This is a genomic window from Actinacidiphila sp. bgisy145 (assembly GCF_057708125.1).
Window position 1 is genome coordinate 21,679 of record NZ_JBYIRL010000024.1, and the last position, 22,544, is coordinate 44,222.

Genomic DNA, 22,544 nt, shown 5'->3' on the forward strand with positions numbered 1-22,544 from the left:
GCTCGGTAAAACGTGACAATACGGTGCGGAAGCGGGCGTTCCGCGGTGCCCGCGGTGCGCCCCGCACCGACGTGTCAACGTACCGTCCGGGCGGATCGGTTCCGTACCGGAGCGCCGGGAACGCCACCCGAACGTGACCCGCGGCCCGCCGCCTGGGGCGAGGGGCCGCGGTCCTGCGCGGGCAGCCGCACCGGCCGCTCGCCGCCGGTGTCGAGGAAGCGGGCCAGCGGCAGCGTCGCGGCGCCGACGGTGACGGCGTCCGCGCCGAGCCGGCCGAGTTCGATCGAGGTCTGCGCGCAGGGGTGGCGCAGCGCGTACGCGGCGGCCACCTCGCGTACGGCGGGCAGCAGCCGGGGGCCCAGCAGCAGCCCGGCCCAGCCGCCGATCACGATCCGCTGCGGGTTGAAGAGGTTGATCAGGTCGGCGATGCCCGCGCCGAGGTACTCCGCGGCCTCGGCGAGCACCTCGGCGACCTGCGGGTCGTGGTCGGCGGCGGCCAGCAGCGCGGCGAGCGCGGTCTCCTCGCTGACCCCGCGCGGCGCGTGCGGCCAGCGGCGGAGCAGCGCCTCGGCGCCGACATACGCCTCCAGGCAGCCGCGCGAGCCGCAGCGGCAGGCGCGGCCGCCGACCCGCAGGGTGGTGTGCCCCCACTCCCCCGCGCTGCTGCTGGCGCCGCGGTAGGGGCTGCCGTCGGCGACCACGCAGGCGCCGACGCCGGAGCCGATCAGGGCGATCACCACGTTGCGGAAGCCGCGGCCGCCGCCGAACCACATCTCGGCCTGGCCGAGGGTCTTGGCGCCGTTGTCGATGAACAGCGGCAGGTCGGTGCCGGCCCGCAGCAGGCGGCCGAGCGGCACCGCGTCCCAGCCGATGGTCTGGCCGTGCACCACGATGCCGTCGCCGATCCCGGCGGCGGCGTCCGGCGGCTCGCCCTGCGCCACGATGCCGGGCACGCCGATGCCGACGCCCAGCACCTCCCGCTCGTCGACGCCGGCCTCGCCGACCACGGCGGCGATGCCCTCCAGGGCGAGCCGGACCACCAGGTCCACGTCGTGCCCGCTGTCGGACAACGGCAGGTCCGCCGACGCCCGTTCGGTCAGGGCGAGGTCGAACAGCTCGACCCGCACCCGGGTCTCGCCGACGTCCACGCCGATCACGTGGCCGTAGCCGGGGGCGACCTGGAGCAGGGTGCGCGGGCGCCCGCCGTCGGAGTCGACGGCGCCCGCCTCCTCGACCATGCCGTCCGCGATCAACTCTCCAACGACGTTGCTGATCGAGCCGGCGCTCAGGCCGGTGTCCCGGCCCAGCTCCTGCCGGCTGAGGGGGCCTTCGAAATACAAATGACGCAGAAGCGAGGCACGGTTGCCGCGCCGCAGGTCACGCACCGTGCGCTTGGCCCGCTCAGCCATCTGGGCTCCCCTCTGCTCCGCCCCGCTGGAACCTATCGCTGCACGGGGTCTTGACGCCACCTTTTCTCACAAGTTAAATCACGGCCTGAATTAAGTCACAGGCGCTGTTCACTTCCTGAAGCGACCCCACCCCTGAGAGGGAACCGTTATGCGCACCAACAGAGTCTTCGCGGCCACCGCCCTCGTGGCCGCGCTGGGCCTCACCGCAGCCGCGTGCGGCGGTGGTTCGAGCGACAGCAGCAGCGGCAAGAACGGCAGCGACAAGGGCGTCACCCTGACGTACTGGGCGAGCAACCAGGGCACCAGCCTCGGCAACGACAAGCAGGTGCTCACCCCGGAACTCAAGAAGTTCGAGCAGCAGACCGGCATCAAGGTCAAGCTGGAGGTGATCGGCTGGGCCGACCTGCTCAACCGCATCCTCGCGGCGGCCACCTCCGGCCAGGGCCCGGACGTGCTGAACATCGGCAACACCTGGTCGGCCTCCCTCCAGGCCACCGGCGCCCTGCTGCCGTTCGACAGCGCCAACTTCACCGCCATCGGCGGCAAGGACCGCTTCGCCGCCTCGGCCATCGCCGCCTCCGGCGCGGCCGGCCAGGACCCGGCCGCGGTGCCGCTGTACTCCGAGTCGTACGGCCTGTACTACAACAAGAAGATGTTCGCCGACGCCGGCCTCCAGCCGCCGACGACCTGGGCCGAACTGGACGCCGACGCGAAGAAGCTGACCAAGGGCGGCGTGCACGGCATAGCCGTCGAGGGCAGCAACGGCGCCGAGAACATCCACCACGCGTTCGTGCTCGCCAAGCAGCGCGGCGCCGACTGGTTCGACTCCTCCGGCAAGCCCACCTTCACCGGCGACGCCAACGTGGCCGCGGTCAAGCAGTACGTCGACTTCATCGCCAGCGGCGAGGCCGCCAAGGGCGACGCGGAGTACGACCAGAACCAGACCATCACCGACTTCGCCACCGGCAAGGCGGCGATGATGATGTGGCAGTCCGCCGCCGCCACGATCAAGGCGCACGGCATGTCGCAGGACCAGTACGGCGTGGTGCCGGTGCCGACCCAGACCGCCGGCGCGACCGGTGACGCCGGGATCACCTCCATGGTGGCGGGCATCAACATCGCGGTGTTCAAGAGCACCAAGCACCAGTCCGCGGCGCTGAAGTTCGTGAACTTCATGACCAGCCCGGCCGAGCAGAAGATCCTCAACTCCACCTACGGCACGCTGCCGCCGGTCACCGCGGCGCAGAGCGACCCGGCGTTCCAGACGCCCGACCTGAAGACGCTGGCGAGCGTGCTGTCCAAGTCGGCCGCGCCGCTGCCGCAGGTGCCCAACGAGAGCCAGTTCGAGACCACCGTCGGCACCGCCATCAAGGACCTGTTCGCCGACGCCGCCGGCGGCAAGTCGGTCACCACCGCCGACGTCAAGGCCGCACTGGTCAAGGCGCAGTCGCAGATGCCCGCGTCCTGAGGATCGGCTCTCCCCCATGACTGCCACCACACCCCTGGAAAGCGCCCCCGAGGCCGGTCCCGACAGCGGCAAGCCCGCTGGCCGGGGCCGGCTCCGGCGGCGCGTCACGGCACGGCTGCGCCAAGGCGGCCTGCCCTACCTGCTGTTGCTGCCCGCGATCCTGCTGGAACTGCTGATCCACATCGTGCCGATGCTCTTCGGCATCCTGATCAGCTTCAAGGGCCTGACGCTCTTCTACATCCGCAACTGGAGCACCGCCCCCTGGACGGGCTTCGACAACTACAAGATCTCGGTCAAGTTCCACCAGCCGATCGGCGAGGCGCTGCTGCACTCGTTCCGGGTGACGCTGGAGTTCACGGTGCTGTCGGTCGGCCTGTCCTGGCTGATCGGCACCGCGGCGGCGATCCTGATGCAGGAGACCTTCCGCGGCCGGGCGGTGATGCGCGCGATCTTCCTGGTGCCGTACGCCCTGCCGGTGTACGCGACGGTGATCACCTGGACCTTCATGTTCCAGCAGAACACCGGCCTGGTGAACCACGTGCTCCACGACCAGCTGCACCTGACGTCGGACAAGTCGTTCTGGCTGATCGGCGGCAACAGCTTCTGGGCGCTGCTGATCGTCTCGGTCTGGAAGTCCTGGCCGTTCGCGTTCCTGGCGCTGATGGCCGGCCTGCAGAACATCCCGCGCGAACTGTACGAGGCCGCCGCCATGGACGGCGCCGGGGTGTGGCAGCAGATCCGGAAGATCACGCTGCCCTCGCTGCGCCCGGTCAACCAGGTGATGGTGCTGGTGCTGTTCCTGTGGACCTTCAACGACTTCAACACGCCGTACGTGCTGTTCGGTTCGGCGCCGCCGCACCAGGCGGACCTGATCTCCCTGCACATCTACCAGTCGTCGTTCATCACCTGGAACTTCGGCGAGGGCTCGGCGATGTCGGTGCTCCTGCTGCTGTTCCTGCTGCTGGTCACGGCGGTCTACCTGCTGCTCACGTCCCGGAAGCGAGGCGACGCCGATGCCTAGGACCTCAGTACCGCGGTCCCCGATGGCGCAGCCCAGGTCGTTCGTCTGGACCCGGCGCGTCGTGCTGACCCTGCTGCTGCTGTTCGTGCTCGTGCCGGTCTACGTGATGCTCAGCTCCTCGCTGAAGAGCCTGTCGGACGTGCAGGGTTCGTTCCAGTGGATTCCCCGGCACGTCACGGTCAAGCCGTACGTCGACATCTGGCACACCATCCCACTGGCGCACTACTTCGCGAACTCGCTGATCGTGTCGGTGAGCGCGACGGTGCTGTCGGTCGCGGTGGCGATCTTCGCGTCCTACGGTGTCAGCCGGTACCGCTTCGTGGGCCGCCGGCTGTTCACCGTCACGGTGCTGTCCACCCAGATGTTCCCCGGCATCCTCTTCCTGCTGCCGCTGTACCTGATCTTCGTCAACATCGGGAACGACACCGGCATCACGCTCAACGGCAGCCGGCTCGGGCTGGTCATCACCTACCTCACCTTCTCCCTGCCGTTCTCCATCTGGATGCTCGTCGGGTACTTCGACTCGATCCCCCGGGACCTGGACGAGGCGGCGAAGGTCGACGGCTGCGGGCCGATGGGCGCGCTGTTCCGCGTGGTGGTGCCGGCCGCGATCCCCGGCATCGTGGCGGTGAGCGTCTACGCCTTCATGACCGCCTGGGGCGAGGTGCTCTTCGCGTCGGTGATGACCAACGAGGGCACCCGCACGCTCGCGGTGGGCCTGCGCGAGTACGCCACCCAGAACGACGTGTACTGGAACCAGGTCATGGCCGCCTCGCTCGTGGTGAGCGTCCCCGTGGTCGCCGGATTCCTGCTTCTTCAGCGTTACTTGGTGGCCGGGCTGACCGCCGGCGCCGTCAAGTGACCCCCAGCGAAAGGCAACTCGTGAACGACCTGAGCGCTCTTCCCGCGGATTTCCTCTGGGGGGCGGCCACCGCCGCCTACCAGGTCGAGGGCGCGGTGGACGAGGACGGCCGGGCCCCGTCCATCTGGGACACCTTCTCCCACACCCCCGGCAAGGTCGCGGGCGGCGACACCGGCGACGTCGCCTGCGACCACTACCACCGCTGGAGCGAGGACCTGGGGCTGATGAAGTCCCTTGGCCTGGACGCCTACCGGTTCTCCATCGCCTGGCCGCGGATCGTGCCCGCGGGCGGCGGCGCGGTCAACCAGGCGGGCCTGGACTTCTACGACCGGCTGGTGGACGGCCTGCTGGAGGCGGGCATCACCCCGAACGCGACGCTCTACCACTGGGACCTGCCGCAGGCGCAGCAGGACCGCGGCGGCTGGCCGGAGCGGGAGACCGCCGAGCGGTTCGCCGAGTACGCGGCCGTGGTCGGGCAGGCGCTCGGCGACCGCGTCACGTACTGGGCGACCCTCAACGAGCCGCTGTGCTCGGCCTGGATCGGCCACCTCGAAGGCACCATGGCCCCGGGCTGGACCGACCTGACCGCCGCGGTCCGCACCTCCTACCACCTGCACCTCGGCCACGGGCTCGCGGTACAGGCGCTGCGGGCCGCGCACAGCGGACTGCAGATCGGCATCGTCAACAACCTCAGCCCGTGCCTGCCGGCCAGCGACCGCGCGGCGGACGTGGCCGCCGCCCGGCGCGCCGACGGCCACACCAACCGCTGGTGGCTCGACCCGATCCACGGGCGCGGCTACCCGCAGGACATGGTGGACCTGTACGGCGTCGAACTGCCGGTCCGGGACGGCGACATGGAGCTGATCGCGGCGCCGCTGGACTGGCTGGGGCTGAACTACTACTTCCCGCAGTACATCACGGACGACCCGACCGGCCCGGCACCGTGGGCGAAGATGGCCTACCGCCCGGGGGTGCCGCGCACCGCGATGGACTGGGAGGTCGACGCGGACGGCCTGGAGTCGCTGCTGGTCCGGCTCAAGGAGGAGTACGGGCCGCACAAGATCTTCGTCACGGAGAACGGCTCCGCCTACCGCGACGTGGTCGGCCCGGACGGCCAGGTGGACGACCCGGAGCGCACGCGGTACCTGGAGGACCACCTCGCCGCCTGCGCCCGAGCGGTACGGCGCGGGGTGCCGCTGGCCGGCTACTTCGCCTGGTCGCTGCTGGACAACTTCGAGTGGGCGTACGGCTACGACAAGCGCTTCGGCCTGGTGCACGTCGACTACGCCACGCAGCAGCGCACCATCAAGGGCAGCGGGCGGCGCTACGCCGACATCGTTGCCGGGCACCGCAGGAAGGGGCGTCGCGCGGCCTGACCCGCGCGACCGGTGGACCCGGCGGCGCGTCCCGCTCCAGGGGCGTGCCGCCGGGTCCGCTGCTGTCCGCGGCTCAGTTCCGGGCGGCCGGGCGGGTGATGAGGCGGCCGGCCGGCTCGCCCGTCGCGCGGGCCGGGCCGGCGCCGCCCACCTGCCCGGCGACGAGGCGGCCGCGCAGGTAGGTGGCGCGGACCACGCCGTGCAGGGTGCGGCCGGCGTAGGCGGTGATCGGGTTGCGGTGGTGCAGCCGGGCGGGGTCCACGGTGAAGGTCCGCTCCGGGTCGAGCACCGCGAAGTCCGCGTCGCGGCCCGGGGCGATCGCACCCTTGACCGCGTCGAGCCCGGCCAGCCGGGCCGGACCGGCCGACATCCAGCCGGCCACGTCGGCGAGGGTGTGCCCGCGCCGGCGGGCCTCGGTCCACACCGCGGGCAGGCCGAGCTGGAGGGAGGAGATGCCGCCCCAGGCGGTGGCGAAGTCCCCGGTGTCCTGGTGCTTGAGGTCGATGGTGGACGGCGAGTGGTCGGAGACGACGCAGTCGATGACGCCGTCGGCGAGCGCCTGCCACAGCACGTCCTGGTTGGCGGCCTGCCTGATCGGCGGGCAGCACTTGAACTCCGTCGCGCCGTCGGGGACTTCCTCGGCGGTGAGGGTGAGGAAGTGCGGGCAGGTCTCCACGGTCAGCCGGACCCCCTCCCGGCGGGCGGCGGAGATCAGCGGGACCGCGCCGGCGGAGGACAGGTGCAGGACATGCACCCGGGTGCCGCGTGCGGCGGCCAGTTCGATCAGCCCGGCGATCGCGTGGTCCTCGGCGGCCGGCGGGCGGGAGGCGAGGAAGTCCGCGTAGCGGCGGCCGCCGCGCTGCGGGGCGCCCTCGATCAGCGCCCGGTCCTCGGCGTGCACGATGAGCAGGCCGTCGAAGCGCGCCAACTCGTCCATCGCCTCCGCCAGTCCGGGCCGGTCCAGGTGCGGGAACTCCTCGACGCCCGAGGGCACCAGGAAGCACTTGAAGCCGAAGACGCCCGCGTCGTGGAGCGCCTCGAGGCCGGCGGTGTTGCCGGGCACCGCGCCGCCCCAGAAGCCGGTGTCGGTGTGCACCCGGCCCACGGCGGCGGCGCGCTTGACCTCGAGGTGGGCCGCGGTGGTGGTGGGCGGCAGGCTGTTGAGCGGCATGTCCACCAGGGTGGTGACGCCGCCGGCCACGGCGGCCGCGGTGGCGGTGGCGAAGCCCTCCCACTCCGCGCGGCCGGGGTCGTTGATGTGTACATGGGTGTCCACCAGGCCGGGCAGCAGCACGTCGTCGCCGAGGTCGGTGCAGCGGGCGCCGGGGGGCGGCACCGCGTCGTGCGGCAGCACCGCGGTGATCGTGCCGCCGGCGACGAGCACCGCTGCGGGCCGTTCGCCCTCCGGGGTGACCACCCGCGTCGAGCGCAGCACCTGCTCCTCCACCATGCGACCTCCGCCGTCCGGCCCGCTTCAACGTTCTGTTGACGGACATGGTGGGCAGCGCGCCCCGGGACGTCAAGGGCGGTAGGATTCCGCGAAGCGAAAACCTCCTTCCGCGCAGGAGGTGCGGCGCCCCCGGGCGCGGCCCGCCGCGAGGTCCGCCACAGGTCCGCCACAGTGGTCCGCCACAGGTCCGCCACGAACGAGGGGAACGCAGGTGCCTGCTGACCGCGCCGGAGGCGTGCAGTCGCTCGCACGCGCCTTCGACCTGCTGGAGCGGATGGCCGACGCGGGCGGCGAGGTCGGGCTGAGCGAGCTGTCGGCCGGCAGCGGGCTGCCGCTGCCGACCATCCACCGCCTGATGCGCACCCTGCTGGACTGCGGCTACGTCCGCCAGCAGCCGAACCGGCGGTACGCCCTGGGCCCCCGGCTGATCCGGCTCGGCGAGAGCGCGTCCCGGCTGCTGGGCACCTGGGCCCGCCCATACCTCGCCGAACTCGTCGACGCCACCGGCGAGACCGCGAACATGGCGCTGCTCGACGGCGACGAGGCGGTCTACGTCGCGCAGGTGCCCTCGCGGCACTCGATGCGGATGTTCACCGAGGTCGGGCGGCGGGTGCTGCCGCACTCCACGGGCGTCGGCAAGGCGCTGCTGGCGCAGCTCCCGGACGAGCAGGTGCGGGCGCTGCTCGGGCGGACGGGGATGCCGGCCGCGACCGAGCACACCCTCACCGACCCGGACGTCTTCCTCACCGCGCTGGAGCGGGTCCGGGCGCAGGGCTACGCCGTCGACGACAACGAGCAGGAGGCCGGGGTGCGGTGCCTGGCGGTCAGTGTGCCCGGTGCGCCGACCGCCACGGCGATCTCGATCTCCGGCCCGGCCGGGCGGGTGACCGAGGCGGCCACGGCCGCGATCGTGCCGGTGCTGCGGGACGTGGCCGGGAAGTTGGCGCTCGCGCTGACGACGTGAGGCGCGAAGGCGCGTCCGCGCGGGGAGCGGGTGCCGATGGAGCGCGTGCCCATGGAGCGCGTCAACAGGTCACCGCGGGCGCGGGGTTCAGGGGCGTGGTGGGGCCAGCAACTCGACGGCCTCGCGCAGGGCGTCGAGCGGGGCGGTGAGCGCGCTCACCGAGCCGATCACGGCCACCACCAGGAGTAAGGAGTGGCGCATCCGCTCGCAGTCCGCCGGGTCCGGCACCTGGTCCATGGCCGCGGCCGCCCGTGCCAGCGCGTCGAGTTCGTCCTCGGCGACGGCCCGGTCCGGCAGCGGCCGCCGGTAGGCGATCAGCTCCCGGCGCATCCGGCCGACCGCGGCCGCCAGGCCGGCGCCCAGCCCGCTCCCGGCCGGGCCCGTGTCCGCACCGCCGCACCCGTTGTCGAGCACGCGCGTCTCCCCCACCGCCACGTATGACCCACCCTTGCGTCGAACTGCGCCCGGGCGCCGTCCGGCAAGGGGCGCCCCGGGGCCGATCAGTATTCGCCAACCGGCGTTATTCCGCCACTGAGTTGACGAAATCTGCGCTGATTCCCGTACCCGGGGCGGAACGGCCGGCCACCTCGTGCCACACGGTGACGTCGAACACGGCTGCGGTGTCCGGGTTCTGACGGGTCGGCAGCTGACGGAACGTCACCAATGCGGTGACGGTGCCGTCGGCGGAGCGCACGCACAGCCGGGTGCCCGTGCCGAGCGTGGCCGCTTGGACGGAGTCCACGGCGTTCGAGGACTGGCAGGTGGCGGCGGTCCCGGCGCGGCCGGCGTCGATCAGGGCGAGGGTGTCCCGGGAGCGGTCCACGGTGAAGGCGCCGGCGTCCGCGGTCAGCCCGAAGTCGCCGCTGTAGGTGCCGGAGCCGACGGTCGGCGGGTCCGAGCGCAGCGACACCCCGTGGCCGGGCGGCAGCTTCAACTGCTGGTAGACCAGGCCGGTTTCGGGCGGTGAACCGGTGGCGCCGCCACCGGGCGGCGGCGAGGTCGCCCCGGGCGACGGCACCCCCTGGGCGGTCGGCGTCGTCGTGGGCGAGGGCTGCGGAAGGCCGCCCTGCGGCTCCTGGGACCCGACGGACGGCTGCCCGCCGCCCGAGGACAGCGCGACCGCGGCGGTGGCCGCGACCGCGACACAGGCGACCGCGGCCACCACGCCGACCGCCTTGCGCCGCTTGCGCGGCAGAGGCAGCGGCACATGGACGTACGGGGCGCGCGGCCACTGCTGCGGGTGCCACAGGTAGGTGCCCGGCGGACCGGCGGGGGGCGCGGGCGCCGGTACGGGAGCCGGTGCCGGTACGGGCGCGGCCTGGGGCGGCGCGGCGGGCGCGGGAGCTGCGGCGTCGGGCCGTACCGGCTGCGGGCGCGCGGCCTGGGACGGCGGCCCGGCCGGGGGCGGGGAGAAGTGCGGCGGGGGTATCGCCGGGAGGATCGCGGCGAGCAGCGGTGCGGGCAGCCAGGACACCGGGCGGGACTCGGGCGCGGCCTGCGCGCACATCGTGGTGATCTGGGCCAGCGAGGGCCGCAGCGCGGGGTCCTTGATCAGGCAGCGGGTGACGATCTCCCGCAGCTGGCCCGGGAGTTCGTTGAGGTCCGGCTCCGCGCTCTGCACCCGGGAGCCGTCGCCGAAGGGCGCGGCGCCGATCGAGGCGTACGCGGCTATCTGCCCGAGTGCGAAGACGTCGGTGGCGGGCCGGGCGGGCTGGCCGGCGGCCTGCTCGGGTGAGCGGAAAGCGGTCGCCTCACCGACCGCGGCGGGTCCGTCCGCCGCGCCGGAAGAGCCCGCGGCCGCACCCGCGCCCGGCTCCGTACCGGTCCCCGGCTCCGTACCTGTGCCCGCGGCCTGTTCGCGCGCCGCAGCGGCGTCCGCGCCCTCGCCCGTGCCCGTACCGGCAGCGGCACCGGCACCGGCACCGGCACCGGCACCAGCACCCTTGCTCGCGCCCGCCGGATCGGCGCCTTCCGCGACCCACGCCAGCCCGTGGCCCTTCACCCGGGGGCCGTCGCCGGCGAGCAGCACATGCGCCGGGCGCAGCCCGCCGTGCACCACGCCGGCGTGGTGCATCGCCTGGAGCCCCTCGGCGAGCGCGGCGACCAGCCGCAGCACCACCCCGGTGGGCAGCGGCCCCGCGCCCTCGACGGCGGCACGCAGCGACAGCGAGGGCACGTAGCCGGTGGCGATCCAGTACCGCTCGCCCTCCCGCCCGCTGCCGACCACCGGCACCGCGCGCGGCCCGGGCACCCGCGCCGCGGCCTGCGCGTCCTGGTGGAAGCGGGCGGCGAAGCCGTCGGCGGTGGTGAGTTCGGGGCGGATCACGGTGAGCGCGACCGGCTGCCCGCCGGGCTCGTAGGCGAGGTAGGTGACGCCCGCCGCGCCCGGCCCGTCCGCGCCGAGGCGCGCGCCGATGCGGTGCCCGGACACGCTCGCCGGGTCCTCGTCGGCGAGAGGTGCGAAGACCGGGCCGCGGAAGTCCGGCCCGAGGTCCTGACCGAAGTCCGGACCGGTGTGCGCTGGCCCCATCAGTCCCCTCAGTCCCCGTTCTTCACCTGGCAACCGCCCCCACCCGCAACAGGGCCAGACGATACCGGAACACGCCGCGCCGAAGGCGCCCTGTTCCGCGGCCGTGACACGCGGGGTATGCAGGACGGATGAACACACAGGGCGAGGTGGCCGGACTGCTGCTGGCGGCCGGTGGCGGGCGGCGGCTCGGCGGGCGGCCGAAGGCGCTGCTGGCCTACCGGGGGCGGCCGCTGGTGGAGCACGCGGTCGCGGTGCTGCGGGCGGGCGGCTGCGGGCCGGTGCACGTGGTGCTGGGCGCGGCGGCGCGGGAGGTGCGCGAGCGCGCCGAGTTGGCCGGCTGCGTGCTGGTGGACAACCCGCACTGGGCCGGCGGCATGGGCTCCTCGCTGCGCGCGGGGCTGGCGTCGCTGGCCGCCGCGGCGGCGGAGCCGGGCGGGCCGGTCGCGGCGGTGGTCTGTCTGGTGGACCAGCCGGGGGTGCCGGGCGCGGCGGTGGCGCGGGTGGTCGCGGCGGCCCGGGCCTCCGGGGACCTGCCGTCGGGACTGGCCGCAGCGGTCTACGGCGGCCGGCGGGGGCATCCGGTGCTGTTCGGGGCGAGCCGCTGGGCGGGGGTGGCGGGCAGCGCGGAAGGGGACCGCGGGGCGCGGACGTATCTGCGCGCGCACGCCGGGCAGACCGTGGCGGTGGAGTGCGGGGACCTCGGCGACCCGGCCGACATCGACACTCCGGCCGACCTGCGGCTGCTCGGCTGAACGGCGGGCCGCCCGCATCACAGAACGTTGAACTTCCGCACTGCGAAAACTATGATCCGCTGTGCAGAAGTGAGCGCGCGCCCCGGGTGTGCCCCGGCCCCGTGCCACCCCCGCCTCCCGGAGGAGTGACCCGCATGTCAGCAAGCGCGCCGTCCCCGGCCGCCGTCTCCGCGGCCGCCGGTCCCGTACCCCGCTCGCAGGAGGTGCTGACTCCCGAGGCGCTGACCTTCGTCGCCGAGCTGCACCGGCGCTTCGCCGCCCGCCGCGACGAGCTGCTGGCACTGCGCAGGGAGCGCCGCGCCGAGATCGCCCGCACCGCCACCCTGGACTTCCTGCCGCAGACCGCGCACATCCGCGCGGGCGACTGGCGGGTGGCCGACGCGCCGCCCGCGCTCCAGGACCGCCGGGTGGAGATCACCGGGCCGACCGACCGCAAGATGACGGTCAACGCGCTCAACTCCGGCGCCCGCATCTGGCTCGCCGACTTCGAGGACGCCTCCGCCCCCACCTGGCACAACGTCGTCAGCGGCCAGCTCAACCTGACCGACGCCTACGAGCGCCGGATCGACTTCACCTCGCCCGAGGGCAGGAGCTACGCCCTCAAGGACGCCGCCGAGCTGGCGACGGTGGTGGTGCGCCCGCGCGGCTGGCACCTCGACGAGCGGCACCTGACCGTCGACGGCGAGCCGGTCGCCGGCGCCCTCGTCGACTTCGGCCTGTACTTCTTCCACAACGCGCAGCGCCTGCTGGACCTCGGCAAGGGCCCCTACTTCTACCTGCCGAAGACCGAGTCGCACCTCGAAGCGCGGCTGTGGAACGACGTGTTCGTCTTCGCCCAGGAGTACACCGGCATCCCGCGCGGCACCGTCCGCGCCACCGTGCTGATCGAGACGATCACCGCCGCGTACGAGATGGAGGAGATCCTCTACGAGCTGCGCGAGCACGCCTCGGGCCTGAACGCGGGCCGCTGGGACTACCTGTTCTCGATCGTGAAGAACTTCCGGGACGCCGGCGAGAAATTCGTGCTGCCGGACCGCAACGCGGTGACGATGACCGCGCCGTTCATGCGCGCCTACACCGAACTGCTGGTGCGCACCTGCCACAAGCGCGGCGCGCACGCGATCGGCGGCATGGCCGCCTTCATCCCCTCCCGCCGCGACCCCGACGTCAACAAGGTGGCCTTCGAGAAGGTCAAGGCGGACAAGGACCGCGAGGCCGCCGACGGCTTCGACGGCTCCTGGGTGGCCCACCCCGACCTGGTGCCGATCGCCCGCGCCTCCTTCGACGCGGTGCTGGGCGAGCGCCCGCACCAGAAGGACCGGCTGCGCGAGGACGTGCACGTCACCGCCGCCGAGCTGATCGACATCGCCTCCCTGGACGCCCGCCCCACCTACGAGGGCCTGCGCAACGCGGTGCAGGTCGGCATCCGCTACATCGAGGCGTGGCTGCGCGGCTCGGGCGCGGTGGCGATCTTCAACCTGATGGAGGACGCGGCCACCGCGGAGATCTCCCGCTCGCAGATCTGGCAGTGGACCAACGCCGGGGTGGTCTTCGAGGGCGGCCGCCAGGCCACCGCGGAGCTGGTCCGGCAGGTCGCCGCCGACGAACTCCTCGCGATCCGGGACGAGATCGGCGAGGACGCGTTCATGGCGGGCAGGTGGGCCGAGGCGCACGACCTGCTGATCCGCACCGCGCTCGACGCGGAGTACGTCGACTTCCTCACCCTGCCCGCCTACCAGCACCTGGTGGGGTGAGCGCGGTGGCGGCGCCGGTGCTGCGCGACGCGACGGCCGCGGACTGGCCGCTGATCTGGCCGTTCCTGCAGCGGATCTGCGCCGAGGGCGAGACGTTCAGCTATCCGGTGGACCTCACGCAGGAGGTGGGCCGCGGCTACTGGATGCTCCCGCCGCCCGGCCGTACGGTCGTGGCCGCCGACGCCGGCGGCCGGGTGCTGGGCACCGCGAAGATGAACCCGAACCAGATGGGCAACGCCGGCCACGTCGCGAGCGCCAGCTTCATGGTCGACCCCGCGCACGCCGGGCGGGGCGTGGGGCGGGCGCTGTGCACGGAGGCGCTGCGCTGGGCGGCCGCGGAAGGCTACCGCGGGATGCAGTTCAACGCGGTGGTGGCGTCCAACACCCACGCGGTGGCGCTCTACCGGTCGCTGGGCTTCGAGGTGGTCGGCACCGTGCCCGACGGCTTCCGGCACCCGCGGCTGGGCTACGTGGGGCTGCACATCATGTACAAGTCGCTCTAGCGCCAGGGCCGCCGCCCGGCGGCAAGGGTCACCGGGCGGCAGCCGTGCGGCGGTTCTTCGGCGGTTCAGACCAGGCCGGCGATCCGCGCCAGGCGGCGGGCCTCGGCGCGGGTGAGCTTCGCGACGGCCTCCTCGTCGACCCGGGTGAGCCGGCCGTCCTCCACCACCGGGCGGCCGCCCACCAGCGACAGGGTGACCGGGGCGGCCGCGCCCAGCACCAGCGCCGCGACCGGGTCGGCGATCGAGGCGTGCCCGATGCCGTCGAGCCGCCACAGCACCAGGTCGGCGAGCTTGCCGGGCTCCAGGGAGCCGATCTCCCGCTCGCGGCCGAGCACTTGGGCGCCGCCGTAGGTGCCCAGGCGCAGCGCCTGCCGCGCGGTGAGCGCCTTCTCGCCGCCGCGCAGCCGGTTGACCAGCAGCGCGTTGCGCAGTTCGGTGTGCAGTTCGCCGGACTCGTTGGAGGCGGTGCCGTCGACGCCGAGGCCGACCGGGACGCCTGCGGTGAGTAGGTCCGGCACCCGCGCGATCCCCGCGGCCAGGCGCGCGTTGGAGGACGGGCAGTGCGCGACGCCGGTGCCGGTGCGGGCGAAGGCCGCGATGTCGGCGTCATTCATGTGCACGCAGTGCGCCATCCACACATCGCCGCCCAGCCACCCGGTGGACTCGAAGTAGTCCGTGGGGCCCATCCCGAACAGCTCGTGGCAGAACTTCTCCTCCTCCAGGGTCTCGCTGCCGTGGGTGTGCAGCCGCACCCCCTTGCGGCGGGCCAGCGCCGCCGCCTCCCGCATCAGTTCGGTGGAGACGGAGAAGGGCGAGCAGGGCGCGACGGCGATGTGCAGCATCGACCCGAAGGACGCGTCGTGGTGGGTGTCGATCGCGGCCTCGGTGGCCGCCAGCGCCTCCTTGGTGGCCTCCACCGCGAAGTCCGGCGGCAGCCCGCCGTCGGACTTCCCGCGGTCCATCGAGCCGCGGGCGGCGGTGAAGCGCACCCCGATCTCGGCGGCGGCCCGGATCTCCGCGCCGAGCAGGTCGCCGGTGCCGCGCGGGAAGACGTAGTGGTGGTCCATGGCGGTGGTGACGCCGCCGCGGACCATCATCGCCAGCGACCCGGCGGCGCCAGCGTACACCATGGGCTCGTCGATCCGGGCCCAGGTCGGGTAGAGCTCCACCAGCCAGTCGAAGAGGTTGCTGTCCTGGGCCAGGCCCCGGGTGAGCCACTGGTAGAAGTGGTGGTGGGTGTTGACCAGGCCGGGGGTGGCCAGGTGCCCGGTGCCGTCGACCCGGCGGGCGACTCCGGCGAGATCGGCGGGCGCGGGCCCGGCGCCGACCGCTTCGATGGTGCGGCCGGCCACCACGACGTGCCCGGAGGCGTACTCGGTGCCGGCGGCGTCCACGGTGGCGATCGCGCAGTTCTCGATCACCAGGCGCGGCCGCGCCGCGCCCCCCGCCGTACCGGTCGGGATCTGCTCTGCCATGCCTCGTGCCCTCTCAGTCCGTCACCGGGATCGCGGCCTGCGCGCCCTCGCGCAGCACGGTGCCCTCGATGAGCCCGTACGGGCGGTCGGCCGCGTAGTACACCTCGTTGTCGTTGGGCAGGCCGAAGGGGGCGAGGTCGACCAGGAAGTGGTGCTTGTTCGGCAGCGACAGCCGTATCTCGTCCACACCGGGGGTCTGCTCGATGACGCGGGCGCCCATCGCGTACAGGGTCTGCTGGAGGGAGAAGGAGTAGGTCCGGGCGAAGGCCGCCAGCAGGTGGCCGCGCACCCGCGGGTACTGCTCCTCCCAGGCGGGCACCGGCTGGTCGTCGCTGCTCCAGGCGTGCCGCCAGCGGGCGTGGACCTCGGTGGCGAGGATGCGGTCGCGGGTCTCGGCCAGGGTGGTGAACTCGTCCCGGACGAAGCCGTGGAACTCCGAGTCGGTGGTGTTCAGCACCACCAGGTCCTTCAGCCCGGACACGACCTGCCAGCGCTCGCCGTCGTAAGCGGCCTCGGCGGTGCGGGTCTCGCGGGCGTCGCGGACGAAGGAGTGGCCGCTGTCCTGCGGCCCGATCCGGTCCCAGGCGTACTCCTCGACGCGGACCCGGGCGCGGTGGACGGCGTCCTGGCTGCTGACGAAGTGCCGGGCCAGCCGGATCGCGAACGCCTCCGCGGACGCCACGCCGTACTTCTGCGCGAAGGCGTAGACGGTGTTCTTGGTGGCGTCGGTGGTCAGCACGTTGGCGTTGGAGCCGGACAGGTGGACGTCGTCCATCGCGCCGGACAGCGCGATCGACACGTTGAGGTCCTTCAGGTGGTGGGTGGCGCCGTCGCGGACCACCCGCACCACCCGCACCTCGGCCTTGCCGTACTGGTTCTGGCCGAGGCGGGTCAGGCGGGCGGGCGCGGGGCCGGTGTCCGGTGCGGTTCCGGCGTCCGGCGCGGGGCCGGTGTCCGGTGCGGTCATGGTGCTAGCTCCCTCGGTATACGGAGTAGCCGTACGGGCTGAGCAGCAGCGGTACATGGTGGTGCTCGCCGGGCGCGACCGCGAAGACGGCCGCCACTTCGGGGAAGAACGCGGCGCGGGCCGCGCCCGCCGGGTCCTCGCCGGCCGGTCCGGTGAGGTAGGGCGCGACGGCGAAGCTGAGCCGCGCCTGCACGGCGTGCGCGGGCAGGGCGGGCAGGTCCGCGCAGCGGCCGTCGGCGTCGGTGGCCGAGGCGGCGTGCGCCTGCCAGGGCGCCCGCGGCCCGGTCCTGACCGCCAGTTCGACGCCGACGCCGGCCGCGGGGTGCCCGGCGCTGGTGTCCAGCACGTGGGTGGAGACCGAGGCCGGAGCAGCCTGGCCGGGCAGCGGGTCCTGCGGCACTGCCGTCATACGGGGTCCTCCTCGATGCGGCGGGTGAGCCTGATCCGGTTGATCCTTCCCAGTTCGGCCCGGACGATCTCGCGTTCGGCCGCCGCGCTGTTGCCGATCCGCTCCTTCAGCGCCGCCAGCATCTCGGCGCCGGTGCGGCCGGTGGCGCAGATCAGGAAGACCTGGCCGTGCGCCTGCTCGTAGGCGAGGTTGAGCCGGCGCAACTCGGCCCGCTCGCCGCCGCCGACACCCCCCTGCTCGCGCGCGGACTGCGCGTCACCCGGGGTGGGGCGGCCGATCGGCGGATGGCCGGCCACGGCCTCGCGCAGGTCGGCGGCGGTCAGCGCCGCCATGGCCGCGTCGCTCGCGGCGAGCAGGTCGTCCAACCGGGCGTACGGGCGCCCGGCCGCGACCGCGGCGGCCCACGCCCGGGCGGCGCACACCTCGCGCAGCAGTTCGGCGGCGCGGTCGCGGTCCGCGTTGAACCGGGCCAGACCCGGCGAAGCGCTGGTCGTCACCCCCGCAAACTACGAGCACCCGCACGGGCGCGTCAACAGTTTGTTGAACCCGTCCGCGGATGGCCGATCCACGGCATACCCCGGCGTACCGCGGCTACTTCGCGTCGTGGGCCGCGTCCTGCCGGTTCAGGTAGTTGTAGACGGTGAAGCGGCTGACCCCCAGCGCGGAGGCCGCCGTCTCCACGCCGTGCCGCAGCGCGAACGCGCCGCGCTCCTCCAGCACCCGCACCACTGCCTGCTTCTCCCGGCGGCCCAGCTCGTCCAGCGGGCCGTGCCGGCGCCGCAGGTCGGCGAGCAGGTGGTCCAGGGAGTCGGCCAGGTGCGGCAGCCGCACCGCGAGCGCCGGCGCGCCCGCCCAGCTCAGCACCACGTCGTCGGCCCCGGCCTCACCGGGCGGCAGCGCCTGCCCGCCGATGGCGTCCACCAGCGGCTGCACGGCGGCGGCGAAGGCGAGCCGCCCGTCGGTGTCGCTCACCGCTCCGCCCCGTCCACCACGCTGACCTGGAGTGATATCCGGGTGGCGCCCGCCTCCGTGGTCCGCCGCAGCAGCTCGCCGACCGCCGCGACCACCGCGTCCCGCTCGCCCTCCGCGGTGTTGCCGAACGGGCCGACCTCGACCGCCGCCAGCGCCCCGCCGGACTCCGCGTCCCACAGCACCTCGCGCGCGGTCAGCGCGTGCGCGGGCGGCTCCGCCAGGTCGAACGGCTCGGTGGTGAACTCCAGTCTCATGCGCACGGCGGCCCCCACGGTATCTGCGGCTCCTTGGGCCCTCCACCGCGGAGGCGGCCCGCAGGCGACCCTAACGGACCCCGCCCCCCGCGTACCGCCGCGCCTACTCCATCCGCTCACTGGTTGCGAAGGAAGGGTCCCAGCGGCGCCGGCTTCCTGCACTATGGGTGCACGACGCCCCGGCCCCCGAACCCGCCGGGGCCGGACAGGAGTTGCGAGCGATGGCTGAGAGCGTGCCGGTGCGCTGCCCCGCCTGCGGGCAGGAGCACGGCTACACCGCCCCGACGTTTCCGTGCGCCTGCGGCAAGCCGCTCGCCCCGCCGGTGCTGGCCGGCGGCGCGCCCGTGCAGGTGGTGCACCGGTCCTGGGACGACTCCTGGGTCCGGCTGCGCTGCCCGGAGTGCGGGCGCTCCGACCAGTGGCCGCAGCCGGAGTTCGACTGCGTGTGCGGGGCGCTGGTGCGGCTGCCGGTCGCGGGCTGCGCCGCCGAGCAGGGCGAGGTGCGGGTGCCGGTGCCGCATGAGGCGGCTCCGGAGCCGACCGGGCAGGTGCCGCCGCCGACCACCCGCCGGCCGCCCTTCCGCCCGGTCACCATCCGCACCGCCCGGGACGCGCTGAGCGCCGCCGCCCAGTACCTGAAGTGGCTCGGCTTCGGGAACGTCCGGCTGGCCGGGGACCGCACCGCCAACGGCATCGACCTGCGCGGCGACGACCTGGTGGCCCAGGTGGACCCGGCGACGCTGCCGACACCGCTGCGGGACGTGGAGTGCCTGTGGCTCAACTGCCTGCACGAGGACGCCACCGGCGCGTTCTTCTCGCTGGCCGGATACGCCCACGACGCGCGGCTGCGGGCCGACCAGCTCGGGGTGCCGCTGTTCGTGCTGGACCTGACCGGCACGCCCCAGCCGGTCAACGACGCCGCCGACCAGCTCACCCGCTCCGGTCCGCACCGGCCCGTGTGACGGCGGCCCGGGCCGGTGCGGCGCGGCTGAGGTATCACTGGTGCGCCGCCGGGGGCGCGGTGAACTCCTCGCGCAGCTGCACCTTGCGCACCTTGCCGCTGACCGTCATCGGGAACGCGTCGAGCACCCGCAGGTGGCGCGGCACCTTGTAGTGCGCGAGCCGCCCGGCGCAGAAGCCGGCGATCTCGTCGAGGGTGGGCGGGTCGGCCGGGTCGCGCGGTATCACGCAGGCGAGGACCTCCTCGCCGTACCGCGCGTCGGGCACGCCGACCACCTGCACGTCGGAGACCTTCGGGTGGGTGTAGAGGAACTCCTCGACCTCGCGCGGGTAGACGTTCTCGCCGCCGCGGATGATCACGTCCTTGATCCGGCCCACGACGGCGACGTAGCCGTCCTCCCGCATCACCGCGAGGTCGCCGGTGTGCATCCAGCGCCCCTCGTCCACGGCTTCGGCGGTGCGTTGCGGCTCGTCCCAGTACCCGAGCATCACCGAGTAGCCCCGGGTGCACAGCTCACCCGGGGTGCCGCGGGGAAGGGTGATGCCCGAGGAAGGGTCCACGACCTTCACCTCCAGGTGCGGCAGTACCCGGCCGACCGTCTCGGTGCGGTGTTCCAGGTCGTCGTCCCGGCGGGTCTGGGTGGACACCGGCGAGGTCTCGGTCATGCCGTAGCAGATCGACACCTCGGCCATGTGCATCTCCGACATCACCCGCTTCATCACCTCGGTCGGGCACGGCGAGCCGGCCATGATCCCGGTGCGCAGCGAACTGAGGTCGTAGGAGGCGAAGTCGGGCAGGCCCAGCTCGGCGATGAACATCGTGGGCACCCCGTAGAGCGAGGTGCAGCGCTCCTGTTCGACCGCGCGCAGGGTCGCGGCCGGGTCGAAGACCGGGGCGGGGATCACGATGCACGCCGCGTGCGAGGTGATGCCGAGGTTGCCCATCACCATGCCGAAGCAGTGGTAGAAGGGCACCGGCAGGCAGACCCGGTCCTGTTCGGTGTAGCCGACCGTGCCGCCCACGAAGTAGCCGTTGTTGAGGATGTTGTGGTGGGAGAGGGTGGCGCCCTTGGGGAAGCCGGTGGTGCCGGAGGTGTACTGGATGTTGACCGGTTCGTCGCAGCTGAGCGACGCCTCCCGCACGGCGAGGAAGTCGGCGGGCAGGTCGGCGCCGGCGGCCATCAGCTCCGCCCACTGCGGGTCGCCGATGTGCACCACCTCGCGCAACCGCGGGCAGTCGCCGCGGACTTCGGCGGCCATCGCCCGGTAGTCGCTGGTGCGGTACTCGGTGGAGGCGATCAGCACCTCGACGCCGGACTGCCCCAGCACGAACGCCAACTCGTGCAGCCGGTAGGAGGGGTTGATGTTCACCATGATCGCGCCGAGCCGGGCGGTGGCGTACTGCACCAGCACCCACTCCGGGCAGTTGACCGCCCAGATGCCGACCCGGTCGCCCTTGTCCACGCCGTGCGCGGCCAGGCCCCGGGCCAGCGCGTCCACGTCGCGGCCGAACTCGCGGTAGGTCCAGCGCCGGCCGCCGGCGACGTCCACCAGCGCGTCGCGGTCGGGGTGCGCGGCCAGCGCCCGGTCGAGGTTGCGCCCTATCGTGTCGCCGAGCAGCGGTGTGCCGCCGGTGCCGTGGGCGTACGACGGCTGGGCGGGCGTGGTGTCGGCGACGGGCGTGTCGGTGTCGCTCACCGGTGGTCCTCCTCGCGGTATTCGCGGCTGCCGTCGCGTGCGGTCGCCTCGCGCAGCTCGATCCGGCGGATCTTGCCCGAGACGGTCTTGGGCAGGTCGGCGAACTCCAGCCGCCGCACCCGTTTGTAGGGGGCGAGCACCGCGCGGGAGTGCGCGAAGATCGCCTTGGCGGTCTCGCCGTCCGCCGCCCAGCCGGCCGCGAGCACCACGTACGCCTTGGGCACCGACAGCCGCAGGTCGTCGGGGGCGGGCACCACCGCGGCCTCGGCGACGGCCTCGTGCTCCAGCAGCGCGCTCTCCAGCTCGAACGGCGAGATCTTGTAGTCCGAGGACTTGAAGACGTCGTCGCTTCGGCCCACGTACGTGATGTAGCCGTCCGCGTCGCGGTGGCCGATGTCGCCGGTGTGGTAATAGCCGCCGGCCATCGCCTCGGCGGTGCGCTCCTCGTCGCCCGCGTAGCCGGTCATCAGGCCGACCGGGCGGGTGGACAGGTCGAGGCAGATCTCGCCGTCGTCGCCGGGCTCGCCGGTCTGCGGGTCGACCAGGGCCACCGCGTACCCGGGGGTGGGCCGGCCCATCGAGCCGGCCTTCACCAGCTGCCCGGGCGGGTTGGCGACCTGCACGGCGGTCTCGGTCTGCCCGAAGCCGTCCCGGATCACCACGCCCCACAGCCGGCGGACGTGCTCGATCACCTCGGGGTTGAGCGGTTCGCCGGCCGCGACGGCCTCCCGCGGCGGGTTCGCCAGCGCCCGCAGGTCGGCCTGGATGAGCATCCGCCACACCGTGGGCGGCGCGCAGAAGCTGGTCACCTCGGCCCGGTCCATCTCGGCCATCAGCCGGGCCGCGTCGAACCGGGTGTAGTTGTGCACGAAGACCGTCGCCTCGGCGTTCCACGGCGCGAACAGGCTGGACCAGGCGTGCTTGGCCCAGCCCGGCGAGGAGATGTTCAGGTGCACGTCGCCCGGGCGCAGCCCGATCCAGTACATGGTGGACAGGTGCCCGACCGGGTACGACAGGTGGGTGTGCTGGACGAGCTTGGGCCGGGCGGTGGTGCCGGAGGTGAAGTACAGCATCAGCGGGTCGTCGCCGCGGGTCGGCCCGTCGGGCAGGAAGAGCGGATCGGCGCGGTAGCCGTCCTCGAAGGCGTGCCAGCCCTCGGGGGCGCCGCCGACCGCGATCCGCGTGTAGTCGCCGGGCACGTCGGCGAACTTGGCGGTGTCGGCGGCGCGGACCACCGCGTGCCGGGCCCGGCCGCGGTCGATCCGGTCGCGCAGGTCGGCGGGGCCGAGCAGCGGGGTGGCCGGGATGGCGACCGCCCGCAGCTTCATCAGCGCCAGCGCGGTCTCCCACTGCTCGGTCTGGTTGCCGAGCATGACCAGCACCCGGTCGCCGGCGCGTACGCCGCGTTCGCGCAGCCAGTTCGCCACCCGGTCGGTCCGGGCGGACATCTCGCGGAACGTGGTGCGCGCCTGGCTGCCGTCCTCCTCGACGATCCACAGCGCGGGGCGGTCGGCGCGCGCGGGATCGGCGGCGATCTCGTCGAACCAGTCCAGCGCCCAGTTGAAGCGGTCCGGCCGCGGCGCGGTGTAGCCGTCGTACGCGGCCTGGTAGTCCGTGCGGTGCCGCAGCAGGAAGTCCCGGGCCTCCCGGAAGGTTCCGGTCGCGTCCGATGCCGCCATGTGTCCTCCTCGTCGACGGACCCCTGAGTAGCATCGTCGGG

General features: G+C 73.6%; 21 protein-coding genes. 9 read left to right on the forward strand and 12 right to left on the reverse strand.

Annotation, left to right across the window (positions count from 1 at the left end; all coding sequences use genetic code 11):
- Positions 1 to 74 precede the first annotated feature (74 nt).
- A complete protein-coding gene (locus AC3ERT_RS21820) occupies positions 75 to 1,409 on the reverse strand; it encodes an ROK family transcriptional regulator (protein ID WP_335979632.1) in 1,335 nt (444 codons plus the stop codon).
- A 148-nt stretch (positions 1,410 to 1,557) separates the two neighbouring features.
- On the opposite strand from AC3ERT_RS21820, the gene AC3ERT_RS21825 reads away from it, so the two are divergent.
- The 4 genes from AC3ERT_RS21825 to AC3ERT_RS21840 are packed head-to-tail and all read left to right on the forward strand — an operon-like array spanning position 1,558 to position 6,136.
- On the forward strand, positions 1,558 to 2,877 hold the full coding sequence (locus AC3ERT_RS21825) for an ABC transporter substrate-binding protein (protein WP_335979633.1): 1,320 nt from the start codon (positions 1,558 to 1,560) through the stop codon (positions 2,875 to 2,877).
- A gap of 16 nt (positions 2,878 to 2,893) precedes the next feature.
- The gene (locus AC3ERT_RS21830) at positions 2,894 to 3,898 is read left to right on the forward strand and encodes a carbohydrate ABC transporter permease (protein ID WP_435132109.1); all 1,005 of its coding nucleotides are present in this window, start codon (positions 2,894 to 2,896) and stop codon (positions 3,896 to 3,898) included.
- Entirely contained in the window at positions 3,891 to 4,760 is an 870-nt protein-coding gene (locus AC3ERT_RS21835; RefSeq protein WP_435132112.1) for a carbohydrate ABC transporter permease, read from the forward strand. The genes AC3ERT_RS21830 and AC3ERT_RS21835 overlap by 8 nt, the downstream gene beginning before the upstream one ends.
- Before the next feature lie 20 nt (positions 4,761 to 4,780).
- The gene (locus AC3ERT_RS21840) at positions 4,781 to 6,136 is read left to right on the forward strand and encodes a GH1 family beta-glucosidase (protein WP_435132115.1); all 1,356 of its coding nucleotides are present in this window, start codon (positions 4,781 to 4,783) and stop codon (positions 6,134 to 6,136) included.
- A 73-nt stretch (positions 6,137 to 6,209) separates the two neighbouring features.
- Here the strand turns inward: AC3ERT_RS21840 and allB are convergent, their stop codons facing one another.
- On the reverse strand, positions 6,210 to 7,586 hold the full coding sequence (allB, locus tag AC3ERT_RS21845; RefSeq protein ID WP_435132118.1) for an allantoinase AllB: 1,377 nt from the start codon (positions 7,584 to 7,586) through the stop codon (positions 6,210 to 6,212).
- Between the two features lie 211 nt (positions 7,587 to 7,797).
- Between allB and AC3ERT_RS21850 the strand changes: the two genes are divergently transcribed.
- Positions 7,798 to 8,550 (forward strand): IclR family transcriptional regulator, encoded by a 753-nt coding sequence (locus AC3ERT_RS21850; RefSeq protein ID WP_335979642.1) that lies wholly within the window; start codon positions 7,798 to 7,800, stop codon positions 8,548 to 8,550.
- 87 nt (positions 8,551 to 8,637) lie between these two features.
- On the opposite strand, the gene AC3ERT_RS21855 is transcribed toward AC3ERT_RS21850, so the two are convergent.
- A complete protein-coding gene (locus tag AC3ERT_RS21855; RefSeq protein WP_435176197.1) occupies positions 8,638 to 8,964 on the reverse strand; it encodes a DUF5955 family protein in 327 nt (108 codons plus the stop codon).
- A gap of 106 nt (positions 8,965 to 9,070) precedes the next feature.
- On the reverse strand, positions 9,071 to 11,080 hold the full coding sequence (locus AC3ERT_RS21860; protein WP_435176200.1) for a protein kinase family protein: 2,010 nt from the start codon (positions 11,078 to 11,080) through the stop codon (positions 9,071 to 9,073).
- A gap of 128 nt (positions 11,081 to 11,208) precedes the next feature.
- Here AC3ERT_RS21860 and AC3ERT_RS21865 point away from each other — a divergent pair, with 128 nt between their 5' ends.
- From AC3ERT_RS21865 to AC3ERT_RS21875, 3 genes are all read left to right on the forward strand, one after another.
- A complete protein-coding gene (locus AC3ERT_RS21865; protein WP_335979648.1) occupies positions 11,209 to 11,832 on the forward strand; it encodes a nucleotidyltransferase family protein in 624 nt (207 codons plus the stop codon).
- A 134-nt stretch (positions 11,833 to 11,966) separates the two neighbouring features.
- The gene (aceB, locus tag AC3ERT_RS21870) at positions 11,967 to 13,586 is read left to right on the forward strand and encodes a malate synthase A (RefSeq protein WP_435176203.1); all 1,620 of its coding nucleotides are present in this window, start codon (positions 11,967 to 11,969) and stop codon (positions 13,584 to 13,586) included.
- Entirely contained in the window at positions 13,583 to 14,089 is a 507-nt protein-coding gene (locus tag AC3ERT_RS21875) for a GNAT family N-acetyltransferase (protein WP_435176206.1), read from the forward strand. Before aceB ends, AC3ERT_RS21875 begins: the two co-directional genes overlap by 4 nt.
- 65 nt (positions 14,090 to 14,154) lie before the next feature.
- On the opposite strand, the gene AC3ERT_RS21880 is transcribed toward AC3ERT_RS21875, so the two are convergent.
- The 6 genes from AC3ERT_RS21880 to AC3ERT_RS21905 all read right to left on the reverse strand — a co-directional run bounded on the left by AC3ERT_RS21880 (position 14,155) and on the right by AC3ERT_RS21905 (position 18,172).
- Entirely contained in the window at positions 14,155 to 15,564 is a 1,410-nt protein-coding gene (locus AC3ERT_RS21880) for an 8-oxoguanine deaminase (protein WP_435176209.1), read from the reverse strand.
- Between the two features lie 13 nt (positions 15,565 to 15,577).
- Complete coding sequence (gene pucL, locus AC3ERT_RS21885) at positions 15,578 to 16,531, reverse strand: factor-independent urate hydroxylase (RefSeq protein ID WP_435132131.1); 954 nt, start codon at positions 16,529 to 16,531, stop codon at positions 15,578 to 15,580.
- 4 nt (positions 16,532 to 16,535) lie between these two features.
- Positions 16,536 to 16,940, reverse strand: coding sequence for a hydroxyisourate hydrolase (gene uraH, locus AC3ERT_RS21890; RefSeq protein ID WP_435176211.1), 405 nt, complete (start codon positions 16,938 to 16,940; stop codon positions 16,536 to 16,538).
- Positions 16,937 to 17,437, reverse strand: coding sequence for a 2-oxo-4-hydroxy-4-carboxy-5-ureidoimidazoline decarboxylase (gene uraD / locus AC3ERT_RS21895; RefSeq protein ID WP_435176214.1), 501 nt, complete (start codon positions 17,435 to 17,437; stop codon positions 16,937 to 16,939). The genes uraH and uraD overlap by 4 nt, the downstream gene beginning before the upstream one ends.
- A 94-nt stretch (positions 17,438 to 17,531) precedes the next feature.
- Positions 17,532 to 17,912, reverse strand: a complete 381-nt coding sequence (locus tag AC3ERT_RS21900) for a helix-turn-helix domain-containing protein (protein ID WP_335979663.1) — start codon at positions 17,910 to 17,912, stop codon at positions 17,532 to 17,534.
- A complete protein-coding gene (locus AC3ERT_RS21905; protein WP_435132139.1) occupies positions 17,909 to 18,172 on the reverse strand; it encodes a YkoF family thiamine-binding protein in 264 nt (87 codons plus the stop codon). Before AC3ERT_RS21905 ends, AC3ERT_RS21900 begins: the two co-directional genes overlap by 4 nt.
- Before the next feature lie 215 nt (positions 18,173 to 18,387).
- On the opposite strand from AC3ERT_RS21905, the gene AC3ERT_RS21910 reads away from it, so the two are divergent.
- Complete coding sequence (locus AC3ERT_RS21910; RefSeq protein WP_335979668.1) at positions 18,388 to 19,128, forward strand: hypothetical protein; 741 nt, start codon at positions 18,388 to 18,390, stop codon at positions 19,126 to 19,128.
- Positions 19,129 to 19,162: 34 nt separating this feature from the next.
- Here the strand turns inward: AC3ERT_RS21910 and AC3ERT_RS21915 are convergent, their stop codons facing one another.
- Together AC3ERT_RS21915 and AC3ERT_RS21920 are read right to left on the reverse strand one after the other, a co-directional pair.
- Positions 19,163 to 20,824 carry an AMP-binding protein gene (locus AC3ERT_RS21915; RefSeq protein WP_435176217.1) on the reverse strand — a complete coding sequence of 554 codons (1,662 nt, stop codon included), beginning with the start codon at positions 20,822 to 20,824 and terminating at the stop codon, positions 19,163 to 19,165.
- Positions 20,821 to 22,503 carry an AMP-binding protein gene (locus AC3ERT_RS21920; protein WP_435176220.1) on the reverse strand — a complete coding sequence of 561 codons (1,683 nt, stop codon included), beginning with the start codon at positions 22,501 to 22,503 and terminating at the stop codon, positions 20,821 to 20,823. Before AC3ERT_RS21920 ends, AC3ERT_RS21915 begins: the two co-directional genes overlap by 4 nt.
- Positions 22,504 to 22,544: the final 41 nt, after the last annotated feature.

Bases quoted from the DNA above. Each gene is read 5' to 3' on its own strand.
- AC3ERT_RS21880 (WP_435176209.1), bottom strand. From the start codon at position 15,564: ATGGCAGAGCAGATCCCGACCGGTACGGCGGGGGGCGCGGCGCGGCCG.
- aceB (WP_435176203.1), top strand. From the start codon at position 11,967: ATGTCAGCAAGCGCGCCGTCCCCGGCCGCCGTCTCCGCGGCCGCCGGT.
- AC3ERT_RS21825 (WP_335979633.1), top strand. From the start codon at position 1,558: ATGCGCACCAACAGAGTCTTCGCGGCCACCGCCCTCGTGGCCGCGCTG.
- AC3ERT_RS21865 (WP_335979648.1), top strand. From the start codon at position 11,209: ATGAACACACAGGGCGAGGTGGCCGGACTGCTGCTGGCGGCCGGTGGC.
- AC3ERT_RS21920 (WP_435176220.1), bottom strand. From the start codon at position 22,503: ATGGCGGCATCGGACGCGACCGGAACCTTCCGGGAGGCCCGGGACTTC.
- AC3ERT_RS21860 (WP_435176200.1), bottom strand. From the start codon at position 11,080: ATGGGGCCAGCGCACACCGGTCCGGACTTCGGTCAGGACCTCGGGCCG.
- allB (WP_435132118.1), bottom strand. From the start codon at position 7,586: ATGGTGGAGGAGCAGGTGCTGCGCTCGACGCGGGTGGTCACCCCGGAG.
- AC3ERT_RS21910 (WP_335979668.1), top strand. From the start codon at position 18,388: ATGGCTGAGAGCGTGCCGGTGCGCTGCCCCGCCTGCGGGCAGGAGCAC.
- AC3ERT_RS21830 (WP_435132109.1), top strand. From the start codon at position 2,894: ATGACTGCCACCACACCCCTGGAAAGCGCCCCCGAGGCCGGTCCCGAC.
- AC3ERT_RS21835 (WP_435132112.1), top strand. From the start codon at position 3,891: ATGCCTAGGACCTCAGTACCGCGGTCCCCGATGGCGCAGCCCAGGTCG.
- AC3ERT_RS21820 (WP_335979632.1), bottom strand. From the start codon at position 1,409: ATGGCTGAGCGGGCCAAGCGCACGGTGCGTGACCTGCGGCGCGGCAAC.
- uraH (WP_435176211.1), bottom strand. From the start codon at position 16,940: ATGACGGCAGTGCCGCAGGACCCGCTGCCCGGCCAGGCTGCTCCGGCC.
- pucL (WP_435132131.1), bottom strand. From the start codon at position 16,531: ATGACCGCACCGGACACCGGCCCCGCGCCGGACGCCGGAACCGCACCG.